This is a genomic window from Dactylosporangium salmoneum, from assembly GCF_039532525.1.
Taxonomy (GTDB): domain Bacteria; phylum Actinomycetota; class Actinomycetes; order Mycobacteriales; family Micromonosporaceae; genus Dactylosporangium; species Dactylosporangium salmoneum.
Map to the genome: position 1 here is coordinate 163,443 of NZ_BAAARV010000004.1, position 19,111 is coordinate 182,553.

21 protein-coding genes are annotated in these 19,111 nt (G+C 70.8%); all 21 read left to right on the plus strand.

The window, feature by feature from the left end:
- The first annotated feature begins 12 nt into the window (after positions 1-12).
- The 21 genes from ABD352_RS01650 (at position 13) to ABD352_RS01750 (ending at position 19,105) form a co-directional block, all read left to right on the plus strand.
- On the plus strand, positions 13-381 hold the full coding sequence (locus ABD352_RS01650; protein ID WP_344610362.1) for a hypothetical protein: 369 nt from the start codon (positions 13-15) through the stop codon (positions 379-381).
- 16 nt (positions 382-397) lie between these two features.
- Complete coding sequence (locus tag ABD352_RS01655) at positions 398-1,996, plus strand: phage capsid protein (protein ID WP_344610363.1); 1,599 nt, start codon at positions 398-400, stop codon at positions 1,994-1,996.
- A gap of 3 nt (positions 1,997-1,999) precedes the next feature.
- Positions 2,000-3,205, plus strand: a complete 1,206-nt coding sequence (locus ABD352_RS01660; protein WP_344610364.1) for a phage minor capsid protein — start codon at positions 2,000-2,002, stop codon at positions 3,203-3,205.
- A gap of 11 nt (positions 3,206-3,216) precedes the next feature.
- Positions 3,217-5,241: an NUDIX domain-containing protein gene (locus ABD352_RS01665; RefSeq protein ID WP_344610365.1), complete on the plus strand. Its 2,025-nt coding sequence runs from the start codon at positions 3,217-3,219 to the stop codon at positions 5,239-5,241.
- Positions 5,241-5,462 carry a hypothetical protein gene (locus tag ABD352_RS01670; RefSeq protein ID WP_344610366.1) on the plus strand — a complete coding sequence of 74 codons (222 nt, stop codon included), beginning with the start codon at positions 5,241-5,243 and terminating at the stop codon, positions 5,460-5,462. Before ABD352_RS01665 ends, ABD352_RS01670 begins: the two co-directional genes overlap by 1 nt.
- A gap of 126 nt (positions 5,463-5,588) precedes the next feature.
- A complete protein-coding gene (locus ABD352_RS01675) occupies positions 5,589-6,296 on the plus strand; it encodes a hypothetical protein (protein WP_344610367.1) in 708 nt (235 codons plus the stop codon).
- Between the two features lie 14 nt (positions 6,297-6,310).
- On the plus strand, positions 6,311-7,327 hold the full coding sequence (locus ABD352_RS01680) for a major capsid protein (RefSeq protein WP_344610368.1): 1,017 nt from the start codon (positions 6,311-6,313) through the stop codon (positions 7,325-7,327).
- Positions 7,328-7,334: 7 nt separating this feature from the next.
- Entirely contained in the window at positions 7,335-7,730 is a 396-nt protein-coding gene (locus tag ABD352_RS01685) for a hypothetical protein (RefSeq protein ID WP_344610369.1), read from the plus strand.
- 3 nt (positions 7,731-7,733) lie between these two features.
- Complete coding sequence (locus ABD352_RS01690; RefSeq protein WP_344610370.1) at positions 7,734-8,324, plus strand: DUF4082 domain-containing protein; 591 nt, start codon at positions 7,734-7,736, stop codon at positions 8,322-8,324.
- Between the two features lie 88 nt (positions 8,325-8,412).
- Complete coding sequence (locus tag ABD352_RS01695; protein WP_344610371.1) at positions 8,413-8,919, plus strand: hypothetical protein; 507 nt, start codon at positions 8,413-8,415, stop codon at positions 8,917-8,919.
- An 8-nt stretch (positions 8,920-8,927) separates the two neighbouring features.
- Positions 8,928-9,365 carry a hypothetical protein gene (locus ABD352_RS01700; RefSeq protein WP_344610372.1) on the plus strand — a complete coding sequence of 146 codons (438 nt, stop codon included), beginning with the start codon at positions 8,928-8,930 and terminating at the stop codon, positions 9,363-9,365.
- 7 nt (positions 9,366-9,372) lie between these two features.
- On the plus strand, positions 9,373-10,425 hold the full coding sequence (locus ABD352_RS01705) for a hypothetical protein (protein ID WP_344610373.1): 1,053 nt from the start codon (positions 9,373-9,375) through the stop codon (positions 10,423-10,425).
- On the plus strand, positions 10,422-11,099 hold the full coding sequence (locus ABD352_RS01710; RefSeq protein ID WP_344610374.1) for a hypothetical protein: 678 nt from the start codon (positions 10,422-10,424) through the stop codon (positions 11,097-11,099). The genes ABD352_RS01705 and ABD352_RS01710 overlap by 4 nt, the downstream gene beginning before the upstream one ends.
- The gene (locus ABD352_RS01715; RefSeq protein ID WP_344610375.1) at positions 11,099-11,428 is read left to right on the plus strand and encodes a hypothetical protein; all 330 of its coding nucleotides are present in this window, start codon (positions 11,099-11,101) and stop codon (positions 11,426-11,428) included. Before ABD352_RS01710 ends, ABD352_RS01715 begins: the two co-directional genes overlap by 1 nt.
- A 7-nt stretch (positions 11,429-11,435) precedes the next feature.
- A complete protein-coding gene (locus tag ABD352_RS01720; RefSeq protein ID WP_344610376.1) occupies positions 11,436-11,783 on the plus strand; it encodes a hypothetical protein in 348 nt (115 codons plus the stop codon).
- On the plus strand, positions 11,780-12,226 hold the full coding sequence (locus ABD352_RS01725) for a minor capsid protein (RefSeq protein ID WP_344610377.1): 447 nt from the start codon (positions 11,780-11,782) through the stop codon (positions 12,224-12,226). The genes ABD352_RS01720 and ABD352_RS01725 overlap by 4 nt, the downstream gene beginning before the upstream one ends.
- Positions 12,227-12,240: 14 nt before the next feature.
- Positions 12,241-12,705 (plus strand): phage tail tube protein, encoded by a 465-nt coding sequence (locus ABD352_RS01730; RefSeq protein ID WP_344610378.1) that lies wholly within the window; start codon positions 12,241-12,243, stop codon positions 12,703-12,705.
- Positions 12,702-13,184 carry a DUF7426 family protein gene (locus ABD352_RS01735; protein ID WP_344610379.1) on the plus strand — a complete coding sequence of 161 codons (483 nt, stop codon included), beginning with the start codon at positions 12,702-12,704 and terminating at the stop codon, positions 13,182-13,184. Before ABD352_RS01730 ends, ABD352_RS01735 begins: the two co-directional genes overlap by 4 nt.
- Positions 13,185-13,400: 216 nt before the next feature.
- Entirely contained in the window at positions 13,401-15,686 is a 2,286-nt protein-coding gene (locus tag ABD352_RS01740; protein WP_344610380.1) for a hypothetical protein, read from the plus strand.
- Positions 15,687-15,703: 17 nt separating this feature from the next.
- Positions 15,704-17,878 carry a hypothetical protein gene (locus ABD352_RS01745; protein ID WP_344610381.1) on the plus strand — a complete coding sequence of 725 codons (2,175 nt, stop codon included), beginning with the start codon at positions 15,704-15,706 and terminating at the stop codon, positions 17,876-17,878.
- A 3-nt stretch (positions 17,879-17,881) separates the two neighbouring features.
- Positions 17,882-19,105: a poly-gamma-glutamate hydrolase family protein gene (locus ABD352_RS01750; protein ID WP_344610382.1), complete on the plus strand. Its 1,224-nt coding sequence runs from the start codon at positions 17,882-17,884 to the stop codon at positions 19,103-19,105.
- The last annotated feature ends 6 nt before the right edge of the window (positions 19,106-19,111 follow it).

The following is a 19,111-nucleotide window of genomic DNA, read 5'->3' on the forward strand; positions in this document are numbered from 1 at the left end:
ACAGGAGCCCCGGTGCGCCCGACACCGATCCCCGACCGCGAGATCTGGCCCGGCGCGCACCGCGTGACCTTCGGCCCACCCGAGGGCGACGACAGCGGCAAGATCGAAACTGTCGAGACGCTCGTCGACCAGGGCCCCGACACGGGCTTCACCCGCGTCTCCGTGCGCTGCGAGCTCGAGCCAGGCGACGTCGAGGAGCTGCTCGCCGGCGGCACCGTCTGGGTCACCTTCTACGGCGGCGGCCTCATGCCGTTCTCCCTCGACGTCATGCCCGGCCTCGTCCCGCTCTCCACCGCCGGCGGCGATGCCGCTGCCGACACCCCACCAGCCGACGAGTGCCTCGCCGAACGCGAGCTCCGCGAGGCCGGGTACACCTCCTGACCCGAGAGAGGCGATCGTGGCGCTGCCCGCCAACGGCACCGAATGGCCGCCCAAGGCGTACAAACCGGCCTACGACGCCTACCGCGTCTGGGACGCCTGGTACTCCAACGACACCGACCGGCTCCGCAGCGTCTACGCCGGCTCCGGCATCCGCCCCGACGTCGTAGCCCGCGCCCGGCCCAGCCAGTACGCCGGCGGCATCATCGGCAAGGCCAGCCGATGGCTCTGGGGCCGCCCCAGCCCGCTCAACGGCCCCGACACCCGCCTGCATATCCCGCTCGCCTCCGACATCGCCCGCGCCTCCGCGGACATGCTCTTCAGCGAGCCGCCGACCCTTGCCGAAGACGACGTCCCGGACGACGTCCGGAAGCGCTACGAGCAGCTTCTTGAGGAGGACAGCTGGCACCAGCTGCTCCTCGACGGCGCCGAGCTCGACACTGCCCTCGGTGACATCTACTTCCGGTCCGTCATCGACGAGGACATCGCGCCCGGGCGCGCCATCCCCGCGCTCGTCCACGCCGACGCGGCCATCCCGACGATCCGCTACGGGCACCTCATCGCGGTGCGGTTCTTCCGCTGCCTGCTCGAGGACGGCGACACCTACCTGCGGCTCGTCGAAGACCACACCGACGGTCGGATCGACTATGCCCTGTACGAGGGCCGTCGCGACAACCTCGGCCAGAAGGTGCCGCTCACCGAGCACCCCGACGCCGCGGTGCTCATCCCCGGCCTCGACGAAGGCTCCGGGCAGGAGACTGGCGTCAAGGGCCTGACAGTCGAGCGGATCCCGAACCTCGGGCCGAACCGGCGGTGGCGCGGCAAGCCGCAGCTCGAGCAGCTCGGCCGGCCGGACATTGACGGCGTCGAGCCCGGTCTGGACGCGCTCGACGAGGCCTGGACCTCGTGGATGCGCGACCTGCGCCTCGGCAAGGCCCGGATCATCGCCGACCGCAACATGCTCGAGTCCAACGGGCCCGGCGGCGGCGCCTACCTGGACCTCGACAGGGAGGTTTGGGCGCCGGTGAACGTGCCGCCCTCGCAGAACAACAGCGCGCCGATCACGCTCAACCAGTTCGCCATCCGGTTCGCCGAGCACGGCGCAACCTGCGACGCGCTGACCGCCTGGGTGCTCCGCTCCGCCGGGTACTCCACGCAGACCTTCGGGGAGGCGGACCAGGTCGCCGCCACCGCGACGGAGGTCGAGCAGCGCGAGCGCCGGTCGTTCACGACCCGCAACCGGAAGATCATCAACTGGAAGCCTGGTCTCGCCCGGTTCCTGTTCAAGCACCTGATGCTCGAGCAGGCCCACTTCGGCGGCCCGGCCCCGGTCCGGCTGAAGCTCGAGTTCGGCGACAGCGTCACGGAGTCGCCTCTCGACGTCGCCCAGACCGTGTCGCTGCTCGCCGGCGCGAAGGCCGCCTCCAAGGAAGTCCTAGTCCGGATGGTCCACCCCGACTGGGACAACGGCCAAGTCAAGGCCGAGGTCCAGGCGCTCAAGGACGAGGAGCAGGTGGCCGACCCGACGCTTATGGGCGGCGCCGACTTCGCCCCGCCCGGCAACGACCGGCCAGGGCCACCCGGACCGCCAGCCAAGGGGCAGCCGCCCGGGAGGTAGCCGGTGCCCGTCTCCCGGACCCTTGCCGAGGACCTGGCCGCCAACCTCGCCGACCTGTACGCCGACGTCGAGCGGCAGCTCGCCGCCGAGGTCGCGCGCCGGCTCGCGGCCGGCATGCCAGCGCCCACCTGGGCCGCCGACAAGCTCGCCGCCCTGGCCACGCTCCGCCGTTGGGCCGAGCGGCTGCTGCAGCAGCTCACCGGGCGCCAGCGCGACCAGATCGCGCAGGCCATCGTGCTTGCGTACGTGCGCGGCGGCCGCGAAGCGCTCGACGAGCTCGCCCGGCAGCAGATCCCGCAGCTGCACCGGCTCGCCCTCGGCAACCAGGTAGCTGGCATGGCCCGGCTCTCCGCGGTCGCCGAGCAGCACGCCGCGGCGATCTGGGCGGAGGCCACCGCCGTCCGGGCAGCGCTGCCCGGCGTCGACGCCCTGCAGGTCCTGGCGTTCAACCTGGCCAGCACACTGCAGGGCACCCACCTGCCGGTCCTGCGCTGGGCGCTCGACGCCTACCGCACGGTCGTCGCTCGAGCGGCCGCACCGGTGCTCCTCGGCACGCTGACCCGGCGTCAGGCCGCTCAACAGGCCTGGGAGCAGCTCCTCGGGCAGGGCATCACCGGCTTCGTCGACAGCCGCGGCCGACGCTGGAACCTCGCCTCCTACGTCGAGATGGCCGTCCGCACCACTACCGCGCACGCCGCGGTACAGGGCCACCTCGACCGGCTCGGCCAGGCCGGAATCGACCTCGTCATCGTCTCCGACGCCCCACAGGAGTGCATCCTGTGCCGGCCGTGGGAGGGCAAGGTTCTCGCCCGCGTCGGCCCCCCGGGCGCCCGTACCGTCCGCCTCGAGCACGCCACCCGTGACGGCGAGCTCGTCGACGTCCACATCGCTGGCAGCGTCGCCGAGGCGATCGCCGCCGGCCTCATGCACCCGAACTGCAGGCACAGCCTGTCGATCTACCTGCCCGGCGTCACGAGGATCCCGCACCATACCGCGGATCCCGAAGGCGACCGGGCCCGGCAGCAGCTGCGGTACCTCGAACGCGGCGTCCGCGCCTGGAAGCTCCGCGCGGCCGCGGCCATCGACCCGGCCGCCAGCGACCGCGCCCGGGCCAAGGTCCGCGCCTGGCAGGCCCGTATCCGTGCGCACGTCGCCACGACCGGCCTGCGCCGCCACCCAGAGCGAGAACAGATCGGCGCCGCGCGCTGACCGGAGGAACCATGGCTAAGGCACGCGGGAAGCTCAGCGACGGCGCGCTCGCGGCCTTCAACATCAAGCACCCACGTGGGCACGGCGGGAGGTTCGTCAAGAAGGGTTCGGCCGGCGCGCCGACGGTACCAGCGGTCACACCAAGCGTTCCGACGCCCGCAGGCACCGGACGCGCCGCACAGCGCATGCGCGCGGCGCGTCCGGCCCCGACGCCCGGGTCCTGGCCCTCGGCGGGGTCGTCGCCTGCGCCAGCCGCCCACGTGGCTCCGGCGCCCGCGCCAGCAACACCGCACGCGGCGAAAGCCGGACGCGCACGTGCAGCGTTCGGCGCGTCCACCAGCAAACCGAGCGCGGCGGCACCGCCCACAGCCACGTCCAGTACCGCGAAAGTGGACACTGCACGCGACGCCATCTACGGGCGCCACCCCAAGGCCCGGCAGATGGCCTTCCAGCTCAGCGCGTACGGCGGGCTCCGCCGTGACGACTTCGATGGGCTCAGCGCGGCCGAAAAGTCCACGCTGCTCGGGGACCTGTCGTACATTGCCACCACCTCGAAGAGCCTGGCCAGCACCAAGCGGGCCCAGAAGCTCATCGACCGGTTCACCCCACCGGGCACCCCACACGGGCACATCCCGACCCAGTCGGTACTCCCTCCAGTCAGCGCCGTGGCCGGCCAGACCCGCTTCCCGAACGGCCTTTCAGGGCGGCTCACGGTGCTGCCGGCTGGGCAGCGTGGCCAGTCCGGCGATGGATGGTTCCGGCTGAAGAACGGCCAGAGCGGGCCGTGGGGCAAGTACGGGGCCAGCGGCCTCATGCTGCGCCACGTCGACCCGGCCGACGGCAAAGAGCGGTACCTGATGGTGCAGCGCGGGCCGGGTATCAGCGACCCGGGCAAGTGGCAGTTTCCTGGTGGGGCGCGCGAGTCGAAGGAGGACTACTTCCAGGGCGCCGCCCGCGAGGTCGTCGAGGAGCTCGGCTTCAAAGACACCGACCTCGCCGGCGCTCAAGTCCACGGCTTCCACGAGCACTCGATCCCGGACGGCTGGGCGTACCACTCCATCGCGGCGACTGTCAACAAGCAGCTCAAGCCCGACCTGAGCTCGCACCACGCGCGCATGGAGACCGCCGACGCGAAGTGGATGACCCGCGACGAGATCGACGCGCTCGACCAGCGTGGCGAGCTGCTCAAGCCGCTCGCCGGTGGCCAGCTGCAGGCGAACGTCATGAGCCTGTTCCCGCCCAAGCATCGGCAGGTCGGACGGCCGGGCCCGGTTACAACCAAGCCGGCCCGGCTGGCCGCTGCCGCCGCGATCGCCGCGCCCGCGCCGACGCCGGCGAAGCCGCCGCACAAGCCGTCGACTGGCCGCGACCTGCTGCCGGACACGGCCACCAAGGACGCGTTGCGGCAGCAGGTCAAGCAGATGCGGACCCAGTACGACGGAAAGACCGCTGACGGCCGTCTCGCGGCGATCGGCGCGCTGCAGGGCTTCGACGACGTGCCGACGGTGGCCAGCAAGGCCGACATGGACAAGCTGCTGGCGACGGGCAACTACATTGAGGCGTGGCGCGGCGTCCGCGGATCGACCGGCTCGGCTGGCTTCCGCGCAACCCGCGGAGGCGCGGTGTCGCAGACCAAGTCGGCCGCGGACATCAACGAGGAGCTGAGGTCAGGGCCTGCGTACTACGGCCTCGGCATCTTCGGCAACGGCTACTACTTCGCCACCGACAAGGGGTTCGCGGAGCAGTACGCTGACGGCACGAAAGGCAGCCTCGTGCGAGTCCTCATCCCGAAGTCGGCCAAGATCGTCCCGCATACCAAGGTCGTCAGCGAAGCGCGTGCAGCGAGCTCGTCGCGGTCGAAGGCGAAAGGCCAAGTAGGCGAGAACGGCACCCTGTATGACGAAGGCCGGTACGCCGCGGCAAAGGGATACGACATGATCGAAATCCCGCACACGACCGGGCCGCACGTCGCAAAGCCGGGAAAGCCCGCATTCAACATCCTGAACCGGTCGGTTCTGGTAGTCGAGGAGGCATAGTGGCAGGCCAGCCTGACGCACAGCTGTACGAGCGGCTCGTCGACCTCCTCGGCGCCCACGATGTCCACCCGGACGACCGCATCGACATCCAGCAGGCGCTCGCGACCGCGACCACCTGGAACGACCTGCCGCAGCCCCTCCGGCTCCGCATCGAGGAGCTGGAGCGCACCCTCGAGCGCCAGGCCTGGGCCGACCCGTCTGACATCCCCGGCAACGACTGACGCGTCCTCCGCACACGGGGTCCTGAGCAGCTCAGGGCCCCGTTTTGCATGCCCGGACACGCCCCACAGACTCCCGCGCAAGGCCGCGGCGAGATCACCACCGGTTGACCCCAAGGAGGGCCACCCATGCACCTCACCCGACGTCGGACCCTGCTCGCCATCAACGGCCTCGCCTACCGCGGCCCGGCCCTGCGCGACGCGCCGACGGACAACCCCACCGACGGCGGCGCCGGCGGTGGCAGCAGCACCGGGCAGGACGGCGACAGCGGCGACGGCAAGGACGGCGACGCGGACCGAAAGCCCAACTTCACCGGCGACTTCGACCCGGACCGGGCCGCTCGAGCACTCCAGTCCGCCCGCGACGGGGAGAAGACCGCCAAGGCCGAGGCCAAGGCGGCGAACGACCGGCTTGCCGGAGTGCTGAAGGCGCTCGGGCGGAACCCGGACGGCAGCGAGGCTACCGACCCGGAGGCCGCGGCCTCGCAGCTCACCACACGAGCCGAGCAGGCCGAGGCCGCCGCCTGGCGCGCCGGCGTGCAGTTGGCCGTCCACCGTCTCGCCGGCAAGGCCGGCGCCAACCCGGACGCCCTGCTCGACAGCATGTCGTTCATCGACAGCCTCGACGACCTGCTCGAGGCCGACACCGACAGCGACGAGTTCCGGACCGCCGTCAAGGCCAAGATCGAGGCCGCGGTCGCACGGAACCCGAACCTCAAGGCGGCCACCTCGAACAGCACCGGCCGCCTCGGCGCGGTCGCCGGCGGCTCCGGCGGCTCCGGCGAAGGCCGGCCGAAGAGCCTGCGCGAGGCGTACGCCCGCACCCTCAACAAGTAACCAGGAGACACCACATGGTGATCAGCCTCGCCGACGCGCAGAAGAACTCCGCGTCGGACGTGGACTACGCCGTGATCGACGAGACTCGTCGCACGTCGTGGCTCATGGACCAGATGGAATGGGACGACGTCGCCACACCCGGCGTGGGCGGCGCCTCCACCACCTACACCTATTCGCGGCTCACCCAGACCCGCGGCGGCGCCTTCCGCGCCTACAACACCGAGTACCAGCCGGCCGAGGCCAAGCGCACGCAGTACACCGCGTCGCTGTACCCGTTCGGCGGCGCGTACAACCTCGACCGCGCCCTCGCCCACCTCGGCCCGCGGCGCACCGACGAAATGGCGCTCCAGACGACCCAGCTCATCAAGGGTGCCGCCGTCACCTTCGCGGACAAGCTGATCAACGGCGACCACGCCAGCGACCCGCTCGGCTTCGACGGCCTGGACGTCGCGCTCACCGGCAGCGTCACGGAGTTCTTCCCGAACGCGTCCACGTTCTACGTGGACTGGTCGGCGGCTGCGATCGACACGGTCGACAAGGCGGTGAGCGCCTCGGACGTGCTCGACGAGTTCCTGTCGCTGCTGGACAGCGAGCCCGGCGCGCTGCTCGGCAACCGGCTCATGATCAACCGGGTCAAGGCGATCGCCAAGAAGGCCGGCACCTACACGATCGAGCAGGACAGCCTCGGCCGCACCATCGAGCGGTACGGCAACGCCGTCCTGCAGGACCTCGGCACGGTCAACAGCGACCTCACCGGGCTGCAGTACACGATCCCGATCGAGACCCGCGACCCCGACGGCGCGGGCGGCGGCGGGAACATCACCAACCTCACCGACCTCTACGCGGTGCGGTTCGGCCTCGAGGCGCTCCACGGCGCCACCGTGGCCGGCAAGCCCCTCGTCGAGACCTGGGACCCGGACTGGACCACCTCCGGCGCGGTCAAGACCGGCGAGCTCGAGATCGGGCCGGCCACCCTCGTCCTCAAGTCGTCCCGTTCCTGCGGCGTCTTCCGCAACATCAAGGTCAAGTGAGGCCACGATGACCACCCACTACTTCGAAATCCGCACGCCCAAGGCCGACTTCACCGGCCGCATCGGACCCGTGGCCTTCGCCGACGGCGTCGCGCGGGTCCAGTTCGACGACACCCGCGACCACAACGGTGTTTCCCTGGCCGACGAGCACCAGATCTCGCCCGGGCGCAGCATCGTGCTGTTCGCGCAGCGCCGGCGCGGCTACACGGTCACCGAGCTCGACGCCAACGGCAAGCCGCTCGAGGACCAGGCCGATGCGAAGGAGGCCGGCCCGCCGACCCGCTCTGCATCGAAGGCCGACTGGAAGGCCTACGCCGTCACCCACGGTGTGCCCGATGCCGAGGCGGAATCCGCCACCCGCGACCAGCTGGCCGAGGCCTTCCTCGGCCCGAAGGAGGCCTGAGCCATGACGGTCCTCGGCCGCCACAACCGCCCACTCGCCGACTCGCCGGCGCTCGACATGCCGTACAACGCCCTGCCCGGCGTCGACGAGGACGCCTTCGTCCGCCCCAACATCCCGGTGTGGGCGTGCACCAGCGACCTGGCCGCCACCGCCTCCGGCGTGGCGATCGGCACCCGGATCTACCTGCGCAAGGGCGACGTCGTCACGAACATCTCGTTCGTGTCCGGCAACACCGCGGAGAACACGCCGACCCACCGGGCGCACGCCCTGTACGACCCGGACGGCAACCTGCTCGCCCAGACCGCCGACCAGCTCACTGCGGCATGGGCGGCGAACAGCGCGCTCAAGCTGGCGCTGACCGCGCCGGTCACGATCCAGAAGGACGGCTGGTACATCGTCGCGACCACGACGACCGCGACCACCGCCGTCAACAGCCTGGTCGGGGCCGCGCCGATCGTCACCGCCACCGCGGTCGTGCACACCGGCAGCAAGGCGCTCGGCTTCACCTTCGGGTCGGCGCTCGGCGGCACGTTCCCGGCCACCACGGGCGCACAGACGGGCGTCGCCAAGTGCCCGCTCGCCATCGTGTCCTAACGCACCCAGCACGCCTACGGGCCCGGCCACGCCGCCGGCCGGGCCCTGCGCTGTCCACGAGCCCGCTCAGCCGCCCGGAAGGCAGATCATGACCCTCAACACGCGGATCGCCGTCGACCTGGCGGCCGTCCTGCAGAACGCGCTCGACCTCGGCCAGGCCGAGCTCCCGATCAGCCTCGACGTCGCATACCGGTGGCCATCCGGCACCACCGCCGACAAGGCCGATAAGCTCTGGAGCGACCACCGCACGATCAACGCCTCCAGCAACGACGACCTCGACCTGGCCGGCTCCCTCTCCGACGGCCTCGGCGGCACCATCACCTTCGCCCGGATCAAGGCCATGCTCGTCCGGGCCGCTCGAGGCAACGCCAACAACGTCATCGTCGGCGGCGGCGCATCCAACCAGTTCATCAACTGGGTCGCCGACGCCACCGACAAGATCATCGTCCGCCCGGGCGGCCTACTCCTCCTCGTCGCCCCCGACGCCACCGGCTACCCGGTCACCGCCAGCACCGGCGACATCCTCCGGGTCGCCAACTCGGGCGCCGGCAGCAGCGTCGACTACGACATCGTCCTGATCGGCGCCAGCGCCTAGGAGCATCCGTGGGCACCTTCGTCCTCAACGTCGCCAAGGGCCGCATCGCCCACTACGCCAGCCTCCCCAACGCCAACGACGCCCTGATCGCCATCCCGATCGAGGCCTCCGGCGTCGAGGCCGACGCGACCCTCATCGACTACGACACCGTCGCCGCGCTGCTGGCCGGACCGTCGAACGAGCAGACCACGATGGGCCGCAAGGTCCTCACCAACGTCGGGGTGACCATCGACGACGCCAACGACCGGGTCGCGCTCGACAGCGACAACATCGTCTGGGCCGCGGCCACCGGCAACCCGATCTCCGACATCCTCATCGCCTACGACCCTGACACCACGACCGGCACCGACGCCGACCTCATCCCGCTGAGCTGGCACGACTTCGCCGCCACGCCCGACGGCACGGACATCACCGTCACCGTCAACGACTTCGCCCGGGCCAGCTGAGTCCGCCGTGTCTCGGACCTGGTCGTTCGCCAACGACTCGATCATCATCGAGGCCGCAGGCGGCGCGGCCGGACTCGGCTCCGGCGCGCACACCATCCTGGCCTACATCAACGTGGCCGGCTCCGGCACGGGCGTCATCCAATTGCGCGCTGGCACCACCCCGGTCCGGTCACTGCTCAGCGACTCCGGCAAGTTCTTCGCGGACGGTGACTTCACCGGCGGCCCGACCAGCGAGACCGGCGTGTGGGCCATCGTCGGCTACTCCAAGGCCGCAGGTTCCGCCACGATCCGCTGGCACTACTGGTCACCGACCACCGGCACTTGGGCGCACAGCAACGGATCCGTCCTCGGCGACCCGGGTGCGGCCATCGACAACATCTGGCTGGGCAAGGCCTACAACCGCGGCAACTTCACCGGGGCCGCGATCGGCGTCTGGGCGGCCGCCCTCACCGACATGCAAGTCGAGGCGGCAGGGCACACCGCTCTACAGGACTGGTACGACCTCAACCCCGCAGCGCTGTGGGCGTTCAATCAGGCCGCGGACACCGATCTGGTCCTCGACCTCACCGGTGGCGGCGCCGACCAGACCTCGATCGTCAACACCAGCCCAGCGGTCGGCACCGACCCGCCGGGCTGGTCGTACACGATCTCCAGTGGCATCACCCTGGACCTCCCGATCGCCGTCGAGACGAGCAGCGCGCTCGCGCTGGGCCGCGGCAAGCGCCACACCCTCGGCGTCGCCGCCGAGTCGAGCACGGCGCTCACCCTGGGCCGATCGAAGGCCCGGACGCTCGCGACCGCCACCGAGACCTGCACTGCGCTCACCCTGGCCGCGGGGAAGGCCCGCAAGCTGGCCGTCGCCGGCGAGACGACAACCGCGCTGCCGCTGGGCCGGGCGAAGCGGCGCACCCTCCCTCCGGCGTCCGAGATCGATGCTGCCGTGCAGCTCTCGGCCAGCGGTGGCGTCGTCACCCGTCCTGGCGGGTTCCTCGTCGCTGGCGGCCGCGCCCGCGGCACCCTGGCCGCCGGCGGCCGCAGCAGCACCCTGGAGGCATCGTGACCGACGTCTACGACGCCGGCGACTGGCATATCCCAACCCTGACCGTCGCCGAGGGGGACGGCACCACGGCCGCCGCCGTCACCGTCACCAACCCGGCGACCGGCGCGGCGACCGTGCTGACCACGACCTCGAGCGACGGCGGTAAGACCTGGGAGGCCGCCGCCTACGAGCTCGTCGTCGCCGGCGACTGGGTGGAGCGCTGGGACGTTACTGGCTCCGGCGCGGGCAAGCAGCGCCTGGTCGTTTCCGTCGCGCCGGACCCGACTGCCACAGCCTCCGGCACCCGGGTGTACGCCACGACGACCGACTACGCCAACCACCTGCTGACCGCCTGTCCGCCCGGCGCCCGCCGCGCGCTCATCGCCGCGTCCAGGCGTGTCGACGAGATGCTCCTGACCGCCGTGTACGACGTCAACGCCGACAGCATGCCCACCGACGCCGAGGTCACGATGGCCCTTCGCGACGCAACGTGCCTGCAGGCGGAGTACGGGCGCTTCATCGGCACCGCGGCGGCCGCCGGCGCTCCCGGCGTCACGTCGGCTTCGATCGGCTCCGTCAACGTCTCCCGGCAGCAGCCCGCCGGCGGGGGCCCCACCAGCCCGTACAGCGCGGCCGCGTTCGCCCGCCTGCGCGAGCTCCCCTCGGACAAGATCTCGTGGGAGGTCGGGACCTGATGGACCTCGCTGACCTGCTCGACGAGCTCGGCGCCAGCCACACGGTCACGATCGAGCCGCACGCCGGCTCCGGCGCCTACGGCGACGTCTTCGGCCGGCCGGTCCAGATCACGCCGTGCATCGCCGACCAGGGCCGCAAGCTGATGCGCCTGCCCACCGGCTCGACCGTGGTCTCGATGTCCCGGGTGTACGCCCCGCTGGCCACAGTCTGCCCCGACCGGTCGAGGGTCACCCTCCCGGACGGCCAGCAGACCCTCGTCATCACCACCCTGCGCCGCGACGGCGGCGGCCTGGACGTGCCCGAGCACCTGGAGATCGTCTGCGAGTGAGGCGCCCATGCCCGTCTACCGGCAGTGGAACGGCTCCCGGATCCTCGGCGAGATCCGCGTCGGCCAGGTCCAGGGCCTCACCGTCGCCGCCGAGCACCTGCTGCAGGTGTCCCGGACCCTCGTCCCGATCGACGAGGCCACCCTTGAGCGGTCCGGTGTCGCCTCCGTCGACGCCTCCGAGCGGCGTGCCGCGGTCTCGTACGACACCCCGTACGCCGTGATCCAGCACGAGGAGCTGACCTACCGGCACGACCCCGGCAGGCAGGCCAAGTACCTCGAGCAGCCCTTCCACACGGAGAAGAACACGATGATTGCCCTCGTCGCCGCGGAGGTCCGCCGGAAGATGCGCGGATGAGCGGCTGGACCACCAACCTGCTGTCCGGCATCGCCCAGCTGCTCGCCGACGCCGGCGTCGGCGTCTGGCGCCCGGACGGGAGCCCCTACGCCGCCGGCGACACCGGAATCGTGGACAGTGGCATGCCGCCCGAACCCGAGCGGGTTATCTGCCTCGGCGCGTACCCGGTCAGCGACCACCCGTCGCAGGCCGACGTCACCGTCGGCGTGCAGGTGCGCACCCGGGCCGGCCGCGACCCGCGCGAGGTTCGCGACCTGGACGACGCCGTCTTCGAGGTCCTGCACGGCCTCGAGCAGACCGAGCTCGGCGGCGTCCGCGTCGTGCAGATCTACCGCCGCTCGTCGGCGGCCCTCGGCCAGGCCCGCGACGCCACCGACCGGTGGGAGTGGACCTCCAACTACTACGTCGACGCGATGCGGCCTACCGCCGCTCGCCCGTTCTGAGCAGGGAGAATCTGGTGTCTGGAGAGACAACCGCGCTCGCGCGGCGCTTCAAGGTCGACATCGACACGAACTGGCCGGCCACGCCGCCGGTATGGAATCCGCTGCTCGGCATCACGGACTTCAAGCCCGGTGTGGCGCCGACGCTGCAGGACGCCTCGGACTACGACAACGACGGCTGGGTCGGCCAGGAGAAGACCCAGCAGGCATGGACGGCTACCGCCACCTACCTGCGCAAGAAGAACCAGGCCGGCCAGTTCCCGGTCGCCCAGGAGTACCTCCGGGCCGCCGAGGACCAGTTCGGCGACGAGGCCCGCGCCCACATCCGCTGGTACGACCGCGACGGCGGCGACGAGGCCTACGAGGGCTACGGCATCGTCGGCCTCGAGCGCGCCAACTCCGGCGTCACTGACCTCGACGCCGTCACCGCGACCATCACCGGCGACGGCGCCCGCACGCCGATCGCCAACCCGCTGGCATGACGCAGTTCAAGGACCTCAACGAGTTCTTCGACCCAGGGCTCGTTCTACCGGTCGGCGGGGTCGAGTACGCCATCCAGCCACCGAGCGCCACCTACGGGCTCTGGCTGCAGCAGATGGTTGTCACCGGCCAGGCGCTGCAACACGAAGACGACACAGACGCCATCATCGAGCGGGTCACCGCCCTCGGCACTCCGCCGGACGGCAAGACCATCCCGGAGATCGTCCTCGGCGACGCCTACAGCCAGATGCAGGCCAACGGAGTCGACCTCATGCGGATCAAGCACTGCGTGAACACCGCCCTGATCTGGATCGTCATGGGCGAGGAAGCCGCCGCCCACTACTGGGCCAACCCAGGCGGCGGGGAACCGGGAAAAGCCTCAAACCGGGCCGAACGTCGGCGGACCTCGAAAGGTACGGGCGGGGCGAGAAAGACCCGGAAACGGGGCTCTTCGAGTGGTACGAGCTCCCGGAAGACCTAAAGCCTGGCACCAGCGGACCGGCCGTCACCTGGGCGGACATCCTGACGCGCTGGGCAATCGTCGAGGCCGACCTGCAGGACGCCGGCGTCGACGTCGGCGACCGCGAGCTCATGCGCCGCCGCGACTGGCGGTGGCTCCGCGTCCGGATCCTCGGCCTTCTCTCCGCCGACACCCGCATCGCCCGGGCCATGACCCCACGCACATGAGGAGGCGACCATGCTGAAACTCGGCGAGCTGGTCGCCTTTCTCAAGGCCGACGACTCCGACCTCGAGCGAGGCCTTGACCGCGGCGAACGCCGCTTCGACCGGTTCGGCCGGCACGTCGACGACGTCGTCGAGCATGCGGCCGCAACCGCCGGCGCCGCTGGCGAGCGTGGCGGCCAGCTCTTCGCCGAGGGCCTGTTCCGCGACCACAACGGCCGCTTGCACGACAGCCTCGGACGGTTCGTGGCGGAGAGCGCGGTCGCTGGTGAGCAGGCCGGCCAGCAGGCTGGCAGCCAGCTATTCAGCGGGCTGCAGCGCTGGTTCGACAAGCTCACGGTGTCCGACATCCCGTTCATGGGCCTGGTCAAGGTGATCGCCGCGCTAGCAGCAGTCGCCTTGTTTGCCGGCCCGGCTGTGTTCACGCTTGGTGGCGCACTCGGCTCACTTCCCGCGCTGGCCAGCGGCGCCGGTGCCGCGATCGCCACGCTCCTCATCGGCTTCGTCGGCCTCGGTGACGCGTTCAAGAAGACGGCCTCGAGCGGACAGAGCGCGGCGGACAAGGCGTACCAGGTCGCCGTGGCGCAGCGGAACCTCACACTGGCCACGAGGGACGCTGCCGAGGCGTCGGAGGCAGTCAACCGGGCCCGCGAGGACGAGATCGAGCGGCTCGAGGACCTGGCCCGCGCGCAGGCCCACGCCTCGAACGACCAGAAGAAGGCCACACGCGCGGTCGCCGAGGCGGAGAAGGCCCTCGCCCGTGCCCGCGCCGGCGGGAACGGCGACAAGATCAACGAGGCGCAGGAGGCGCTCGAGGACGCCAAACTCAACCTGGCCGACGTCCGGGACCGCGTCGAGGACCTCGGCAAGGAACGGGCCAAGGCCGACCGGGACGGCGTCGAGGGGTCCGACCAGGTCCAAGCCGCCCTGAAGCGGCAGGAGCAGGCGACATACGCCCTGGAGGACGCCCAGCACTCCCTCGACCAGGCCCGGCGGTCCGGCGCCGGTGGGGCCGCCGCCGCGCTCACGAAGATCTCCGCGTCGGCACAGGCCACCGTCGACGCGATCAAGAGCCTCAAGGCGCAGTGGGAGGACCTGCGGCTCTCCACCCAGGAGCGGCTGTTCAAGGGCGTCCCGAGCGAGATCAAGGCCTCGGCGAAGGCGTGGTTCCAGCCGCTCAAGGATGAGCTCGGCCGGTACGCCGACACCTACAACGCGATCTTCAAGACCGGCGCGAGCACCACCCGGACGCCGGAGTTCATCCACAACACCATGATCGGGCTGGAGTCGGTCCGTGGCCTGATCGACCGCGTCGGCAAGGCGGTCGGAGGCCCGTTCATGCGCGCCTGGGGCCAGCTGTCCGCGGCGTCGGCCCCGTTCGTCGACATGCTCGGCACCAAGCTCGCCGGCGCGATCACCAACTTTTCAAACTGGATCGACAAGGCCGACAAGTCGGGCAAGCTCAGCTCCTTCTTCAAAGAGTCGGCGTTCTACCTGTCCCAGATCTGGGACATCACCGGCGACGTCATCAAGATCAGCGGACAGCTGTTCGCCATCTGGACCGGAACCGAGAACCGTAAGGCCGACGACTCTGCGCTGCAGGGCCTGAAGAAGAGCCTCGAGGGATTCTCCGAGTGGCTCAAAGACCCACAGAACCAGGCGCAGGTCGCCCAGTTCATCGACAACATCCACTCCAGCTTCAATGTCATGATCGAAGTGCTGAAGTGGCTCGACGACACCGGCATTCCCACGGCCCGCAAATGGATCAGCGAGGCCGAGGAGTGGAAGAACACCGTCTCTGGCTGGATCGACACCGTCAAGGGCTGGAAGACCGACACCTCCGACGCGATCGACACGATCAAGGGCAAGGTCGGCGAGGTCAAGGACCTCCTCGCGAAGACCAGCCTGTTCGGCCCGGTCCGCGAGGAAGCCCGCAGCGTGCTCAACTTCATCATCGACGGCTGGAACCGGCTGCGGTTCGCGATTCCCGGCGCCGACCTAGGCCTCCTCGGCCACTTCGGCGGCACGTCGCTCGGCGTCGCACCGATCAAGCGCCTCGCCGCCGGCGGCACCCTCGTCAGCGACGGCCTGGTCCACATCGCCGAGCACAGCACCGAGGGCATCACGCTCCCGCTGCCGAAGGGCGCCCAGGTCCAGCCGCTCGCCCCCGGGTGGCGCAACGGCGGAGGCGGCGGCCAGATCAGCGGCCAGATCACCCTCGTCGGCACCGGCCTGCTGGCCGGCCTGCGCGAGACGGTGGCCATCCGCGGCGGCCGCGTCGAGGCCGTCATCGGCGCATAGCACCGAAAGGACAGATGGTGAGCAGGTTCCCCTCGAAGCCGCTCGTCGTGCAGTTCCTGGTCTACTGGGGGGCCGACCTCACCGCTGACCCATCCACCTGGACAGCCACCGACCTCACCGACCGGTGGAACACCGCGGTGGAGCTGAAGGTGACCGAGGGCCGGTCCGAGGGCGCCAAGCAGGCCGAGACCACCGAGTGCACCTTCAGCCTGTTCAACACGGACGGCCAGCTCACCCCCGAGGACGCCCGCTCACAGTGGTGGCCGTACGTCGACGCCGGCACACCGTGCATGTGGATCGTTGACGCCGGCGAGGGCGAGCACGAGCTGTTCGCCGGCTACTTCAGCGCCATCAAGCCGACCTGGCCAGGCCGGTCCCGACACCTCTCCCTCATCGAGGTCCGTGCCACGGGCGTGCTCGAGCGCATCGGCCGCGGCGACTCCCCGCTGCGCCCGGCCCTGGCCCGGGCCGTCATGGCCGACAACCCGGCCGCCTACTGGCAGCTGAACGACGACCGCAACGCCACCCAGGCGGCCAACGCGGTGCCCGGCGGGAGCCCCATGGTCATCGACGACCGGGGCGTCGGCTTCACCATGAACTGGTCAGAGGTCGAAGGGCCCGTCGGCGCCGTCCGCTACCCCGAGCTCATCACCGACGACGGATACGGGGCGCAGCTCGTCGGCACCGTTCCGGACCCGGCCGCACCCGCCAGCTTCTGGCAGGTCGAATGGTGGTGGAGCGGCAACGGCGACCCGACGCCCGACGTGTGCTTCGCGCTGCCGATCGCCATCGACGTAACCGGCAGCACCGTCGTTCATGTCGACGTCCCCACGCAGAAGAACAACGGGATCACGGGCGGCAGCGTGCTCGCCCGCCTCAAGGACGCGACCGGATCGGCCATCGCCCTGATCGGCAGCGCCAGCGACGGCCTGACCCCGCTGAACGACCGCTGGCACTACGCCCGGCTGGCCCTCACCCAGACCGCGCCAACCACGTTCACGGCGGCGCTCTACTACGACGGCGCCCTCTTCGACCGCGCAACCGGCCTCAGCGGCAAGATCGGCTGGCCGAAGACGATCCGCGTCCACGGGTTCGAGCCCGTCAACAGCGGTCTCGGCCCGCCAATCAACCTGTCCGTGGCGCAGGTCGTCGTGTCGACCGTCGACCGTGACCACTACCAAGCGGGCATCGGCTACGCCGGCGAGACAGCCTCGGACCGCATCCTCCGGCTCTGCCTCGAGGAGGCCATCCCGTGCACCGTCGACGCCGGCAACTCGGCGCGCATGGGTCCCCAACTCGAGGCCACGCTCCAGGAGCTCCTCGCGGAGGCCGAGGCCACCGACCTCGGCCGGCTCACCGAGCGGCACTTCGGCGTGCACTACCGGCCGGCCGAGACGCTGCTCAACCAGGCGGCCGCCTTCACCATCGACGCCAGCCGGCGCGAGCTTCGCGAGCCGTTCGAGCCGGTCCGGGACCTGCAGCGGATCCGGAACGAATGGACGCTGAAGCGCACCGGCGGGTCCGAGGCCACCTACCGTGACGCGGCGAGCCAGCGGCAGCGCGGCAAGATCGGCGACTCCGCCGACATCTCGCCCGAGCTCGACTCGACGCTGATCCACGAGGCGGCGTGGCGCACCCAGATCAGCATGGCGCCCGGCATGCGCATGCCCGGAATCGGCATCAACCTGGCCCGCTCGCCGCGGCTGATCGCGCCGTGGCAGCAGCTGCAGCTCGGTGACCGCGTCCAGGCCGTCAACCTGCTACCGCAGCACCCGCCCGGCCCGCTCGACCAGATCCTCGAGGGCCGCACCCAGGTCATCAAGGGCCGCCGAGTCTGGCGGGCCGCCCTCATCACCTCGCCGGCGGCGCCGTACACGGTCGGCGTCATCGAGGACGACCAGCTGGGCCGGCTCGACGCCGGCGACACTGATCGGCTCGCCGCACCGGTCGCCGCCGGAGCCCTGCAACTCCCGGTGATGTACGACGACGGCACGTTGTGGTCGGAGGACCCGGTGGAGTTCCCGATCCATGTGGAGGTTGGCGGGGAGCAGATTGAGGTTGTCTCGATCACCCCAACGGCCGGGGATGCGTTCAACCGCACCGTGCCCAGCGGATGGGGCACCCCCGACAGCGGGCAGACGTGGACCACCACGGGCGGCAACGCCAGCGACTACTACGTGCAGGGGGTGTGACCGGTGCCACCGCCGTATAGCAGCTACGCCGCGCTGGCGGCCGAGCAGACGGTCGCCGTCGATTACACCATCACCTCGAGCACCCCAACCGGGGCAACGTGGGCGTCGATCTCGATCCACGGCGGTGCGATCGAGCGCGGCTCGGGCGAGATGGCGCAGGAGGTGGCCAGCCGGATCGGCGCGGCCTACTACCAGTTCGCCGGGATCAAGAGCAGCGGCAACAGCGACCTGCACATCACCTCGACGCTGTTCGATGAGCCGACTGGCCGGGCCTTGGTCGCGGCCAGTCGGCGCACGCTGAGCTTCCACGGCTTCGCGGGCACGGTCGGGGTTAAGGAGACCGCCCTGGGTGGGCTCGATGAGGACCTCAAGGCGCGCGTCGCGGCACGCCTGACCGCGGCCGGCTTCGACGTAGGCGCGGCACCATCCGAGATCAGCGGCAGCAACCCCGCCAACATCTGCAACCTCAACCAGCGCTCCGCTGGCGTGCAACTGGAGATGAGCAACGCGCTGCGGGCGAGCTTCGTGCCCGGCAACTCGACCGGCACAGCTTTGTGGACGCCAGGCGCGCGCACGGACGACTTCTACCGCTACGCCGCGGCGGTCGCAGCCGCCTACGACGGACAGGGCATGGTGGCGCAGAGCAGCGTCAACGTGTCGCGCTACTGCCTGCTGACCGCGCCTGCCGCCGACGTCCATCTCGTCGCGACTGTGGCCACGGACGCGCTCGCCACTGGCGGCTCCCACTTCGTGGCGCTCGTCGCCCGGTACGCGGGCACAGGCGACATGTACCTGGCCAGGCTCGACTTCAGCGCCACGCAGACGGTCACGCTGACCCTGCGCAAGCGGGTCGGCGGCACGGAGACGCTCCTGGCCACGGCCCCGGCCAACGGCCTCACCCACGCCGCCGGACGGCGGTTCGGGATCGGCTTCGAAGTCGCCGGGAGCACACTGCGGGCCCGGACGTGGCTGGCCGCCGGCGTCGACCCGGGCGTGTGGCAGGTCCAGGCGACCGACAGCGACCTGACCGCGGCCGGATCCATCGGCATGCGCAGCATCCTCTCGACCAGCAACACCAACACGCTGCCGGTCGTGGCGTCGTGGGACGGCTTCCGGACGGTCGGACGGCAGACGCTCCTCGTCGGCGCCCGGGGCGTCAACGGCGTCTTCAAGGCCCACTCCGCAGGGTCGCCTGTCCACGTCGCCGCGGCCTTCGTCCTCAGCTAGGAGATC

Coding starts and splice junctions, on each gene's coding strand:
- ABD352_RS01740 (WP_344610380.1), top strand. CDS start 13,401: ATGCTGAAACTCGGCGAGCTGGTCGCCTTTCTCAAGGCCGACGACTCC.
- ABD352_RS01720 (WP_344610376.1), top strand. CDS start 11,436: ATGCCCGTCTACCGGCAGTGGAACGGCTCCCGGATCCTCGGCGAGATC.
- ABD352_RS01715 (WP_344610375.1), top strand. CDS start 11,099: ATGGACCTCGCTGACCTGCTCGACGAGCTCGGCGCCAGCCACACGGTC.
- ABD352_RS01685 (WP_344610369.1), top strand. CDS start 7,335: ATGACCACCCACTACTTCGAAATCCGCACGCCCAAGGCCGACTTCACC.
- ABD352_RS01675 (WP_344610367.1), top strand. CDS start 5,589: ATGCACCTCACCCGACGTCGGACCCTGCTCGCCATCAACGGCCTCGCC.
- ABD352_RS01735 (WP_344610379.1), top strand. CDS start 12,702: ATGACGCAGTTCAAGGACCTCAACGAGTTCTTCGACCCAGGGCTCGTT.
- ABD352_RS01695 (WP_344610371.1), top strand. CDS start 8,413: ATGACCCTCAACACGCGGATCGCCGTCGACCTGGCGGCCGTCCTGCAG.
- ABD352_RS01680 (WP_344610368.1), top strand. CDS start 6,311: ATGGTGATCAGCCTCGCCGACGCGCAGAAGAACTCCGCGTCGGACGTG.
- ABD352_RS01725 (WP_344610377.1), top strand. CDS start 11,780: ATGAGCGGCTGGACCACCAACCTGCTGTCCGGCATCGCCCAGCTGCTC.
- ABD352_RS01665 (WP_344610365.1), top strand. CDS start 3,217: ATGGCTAAGGCACGCGGGAAGCTCAGCGACGGCGCGCTCGCGGCCTTC.
- ABD352_RS01690 (WP_344610370.1), top strand. CDS start 7,734: ATGACGGTCCTCGGCCGCCACAACCGCCCACTCGCCGACTCGCCGGCG.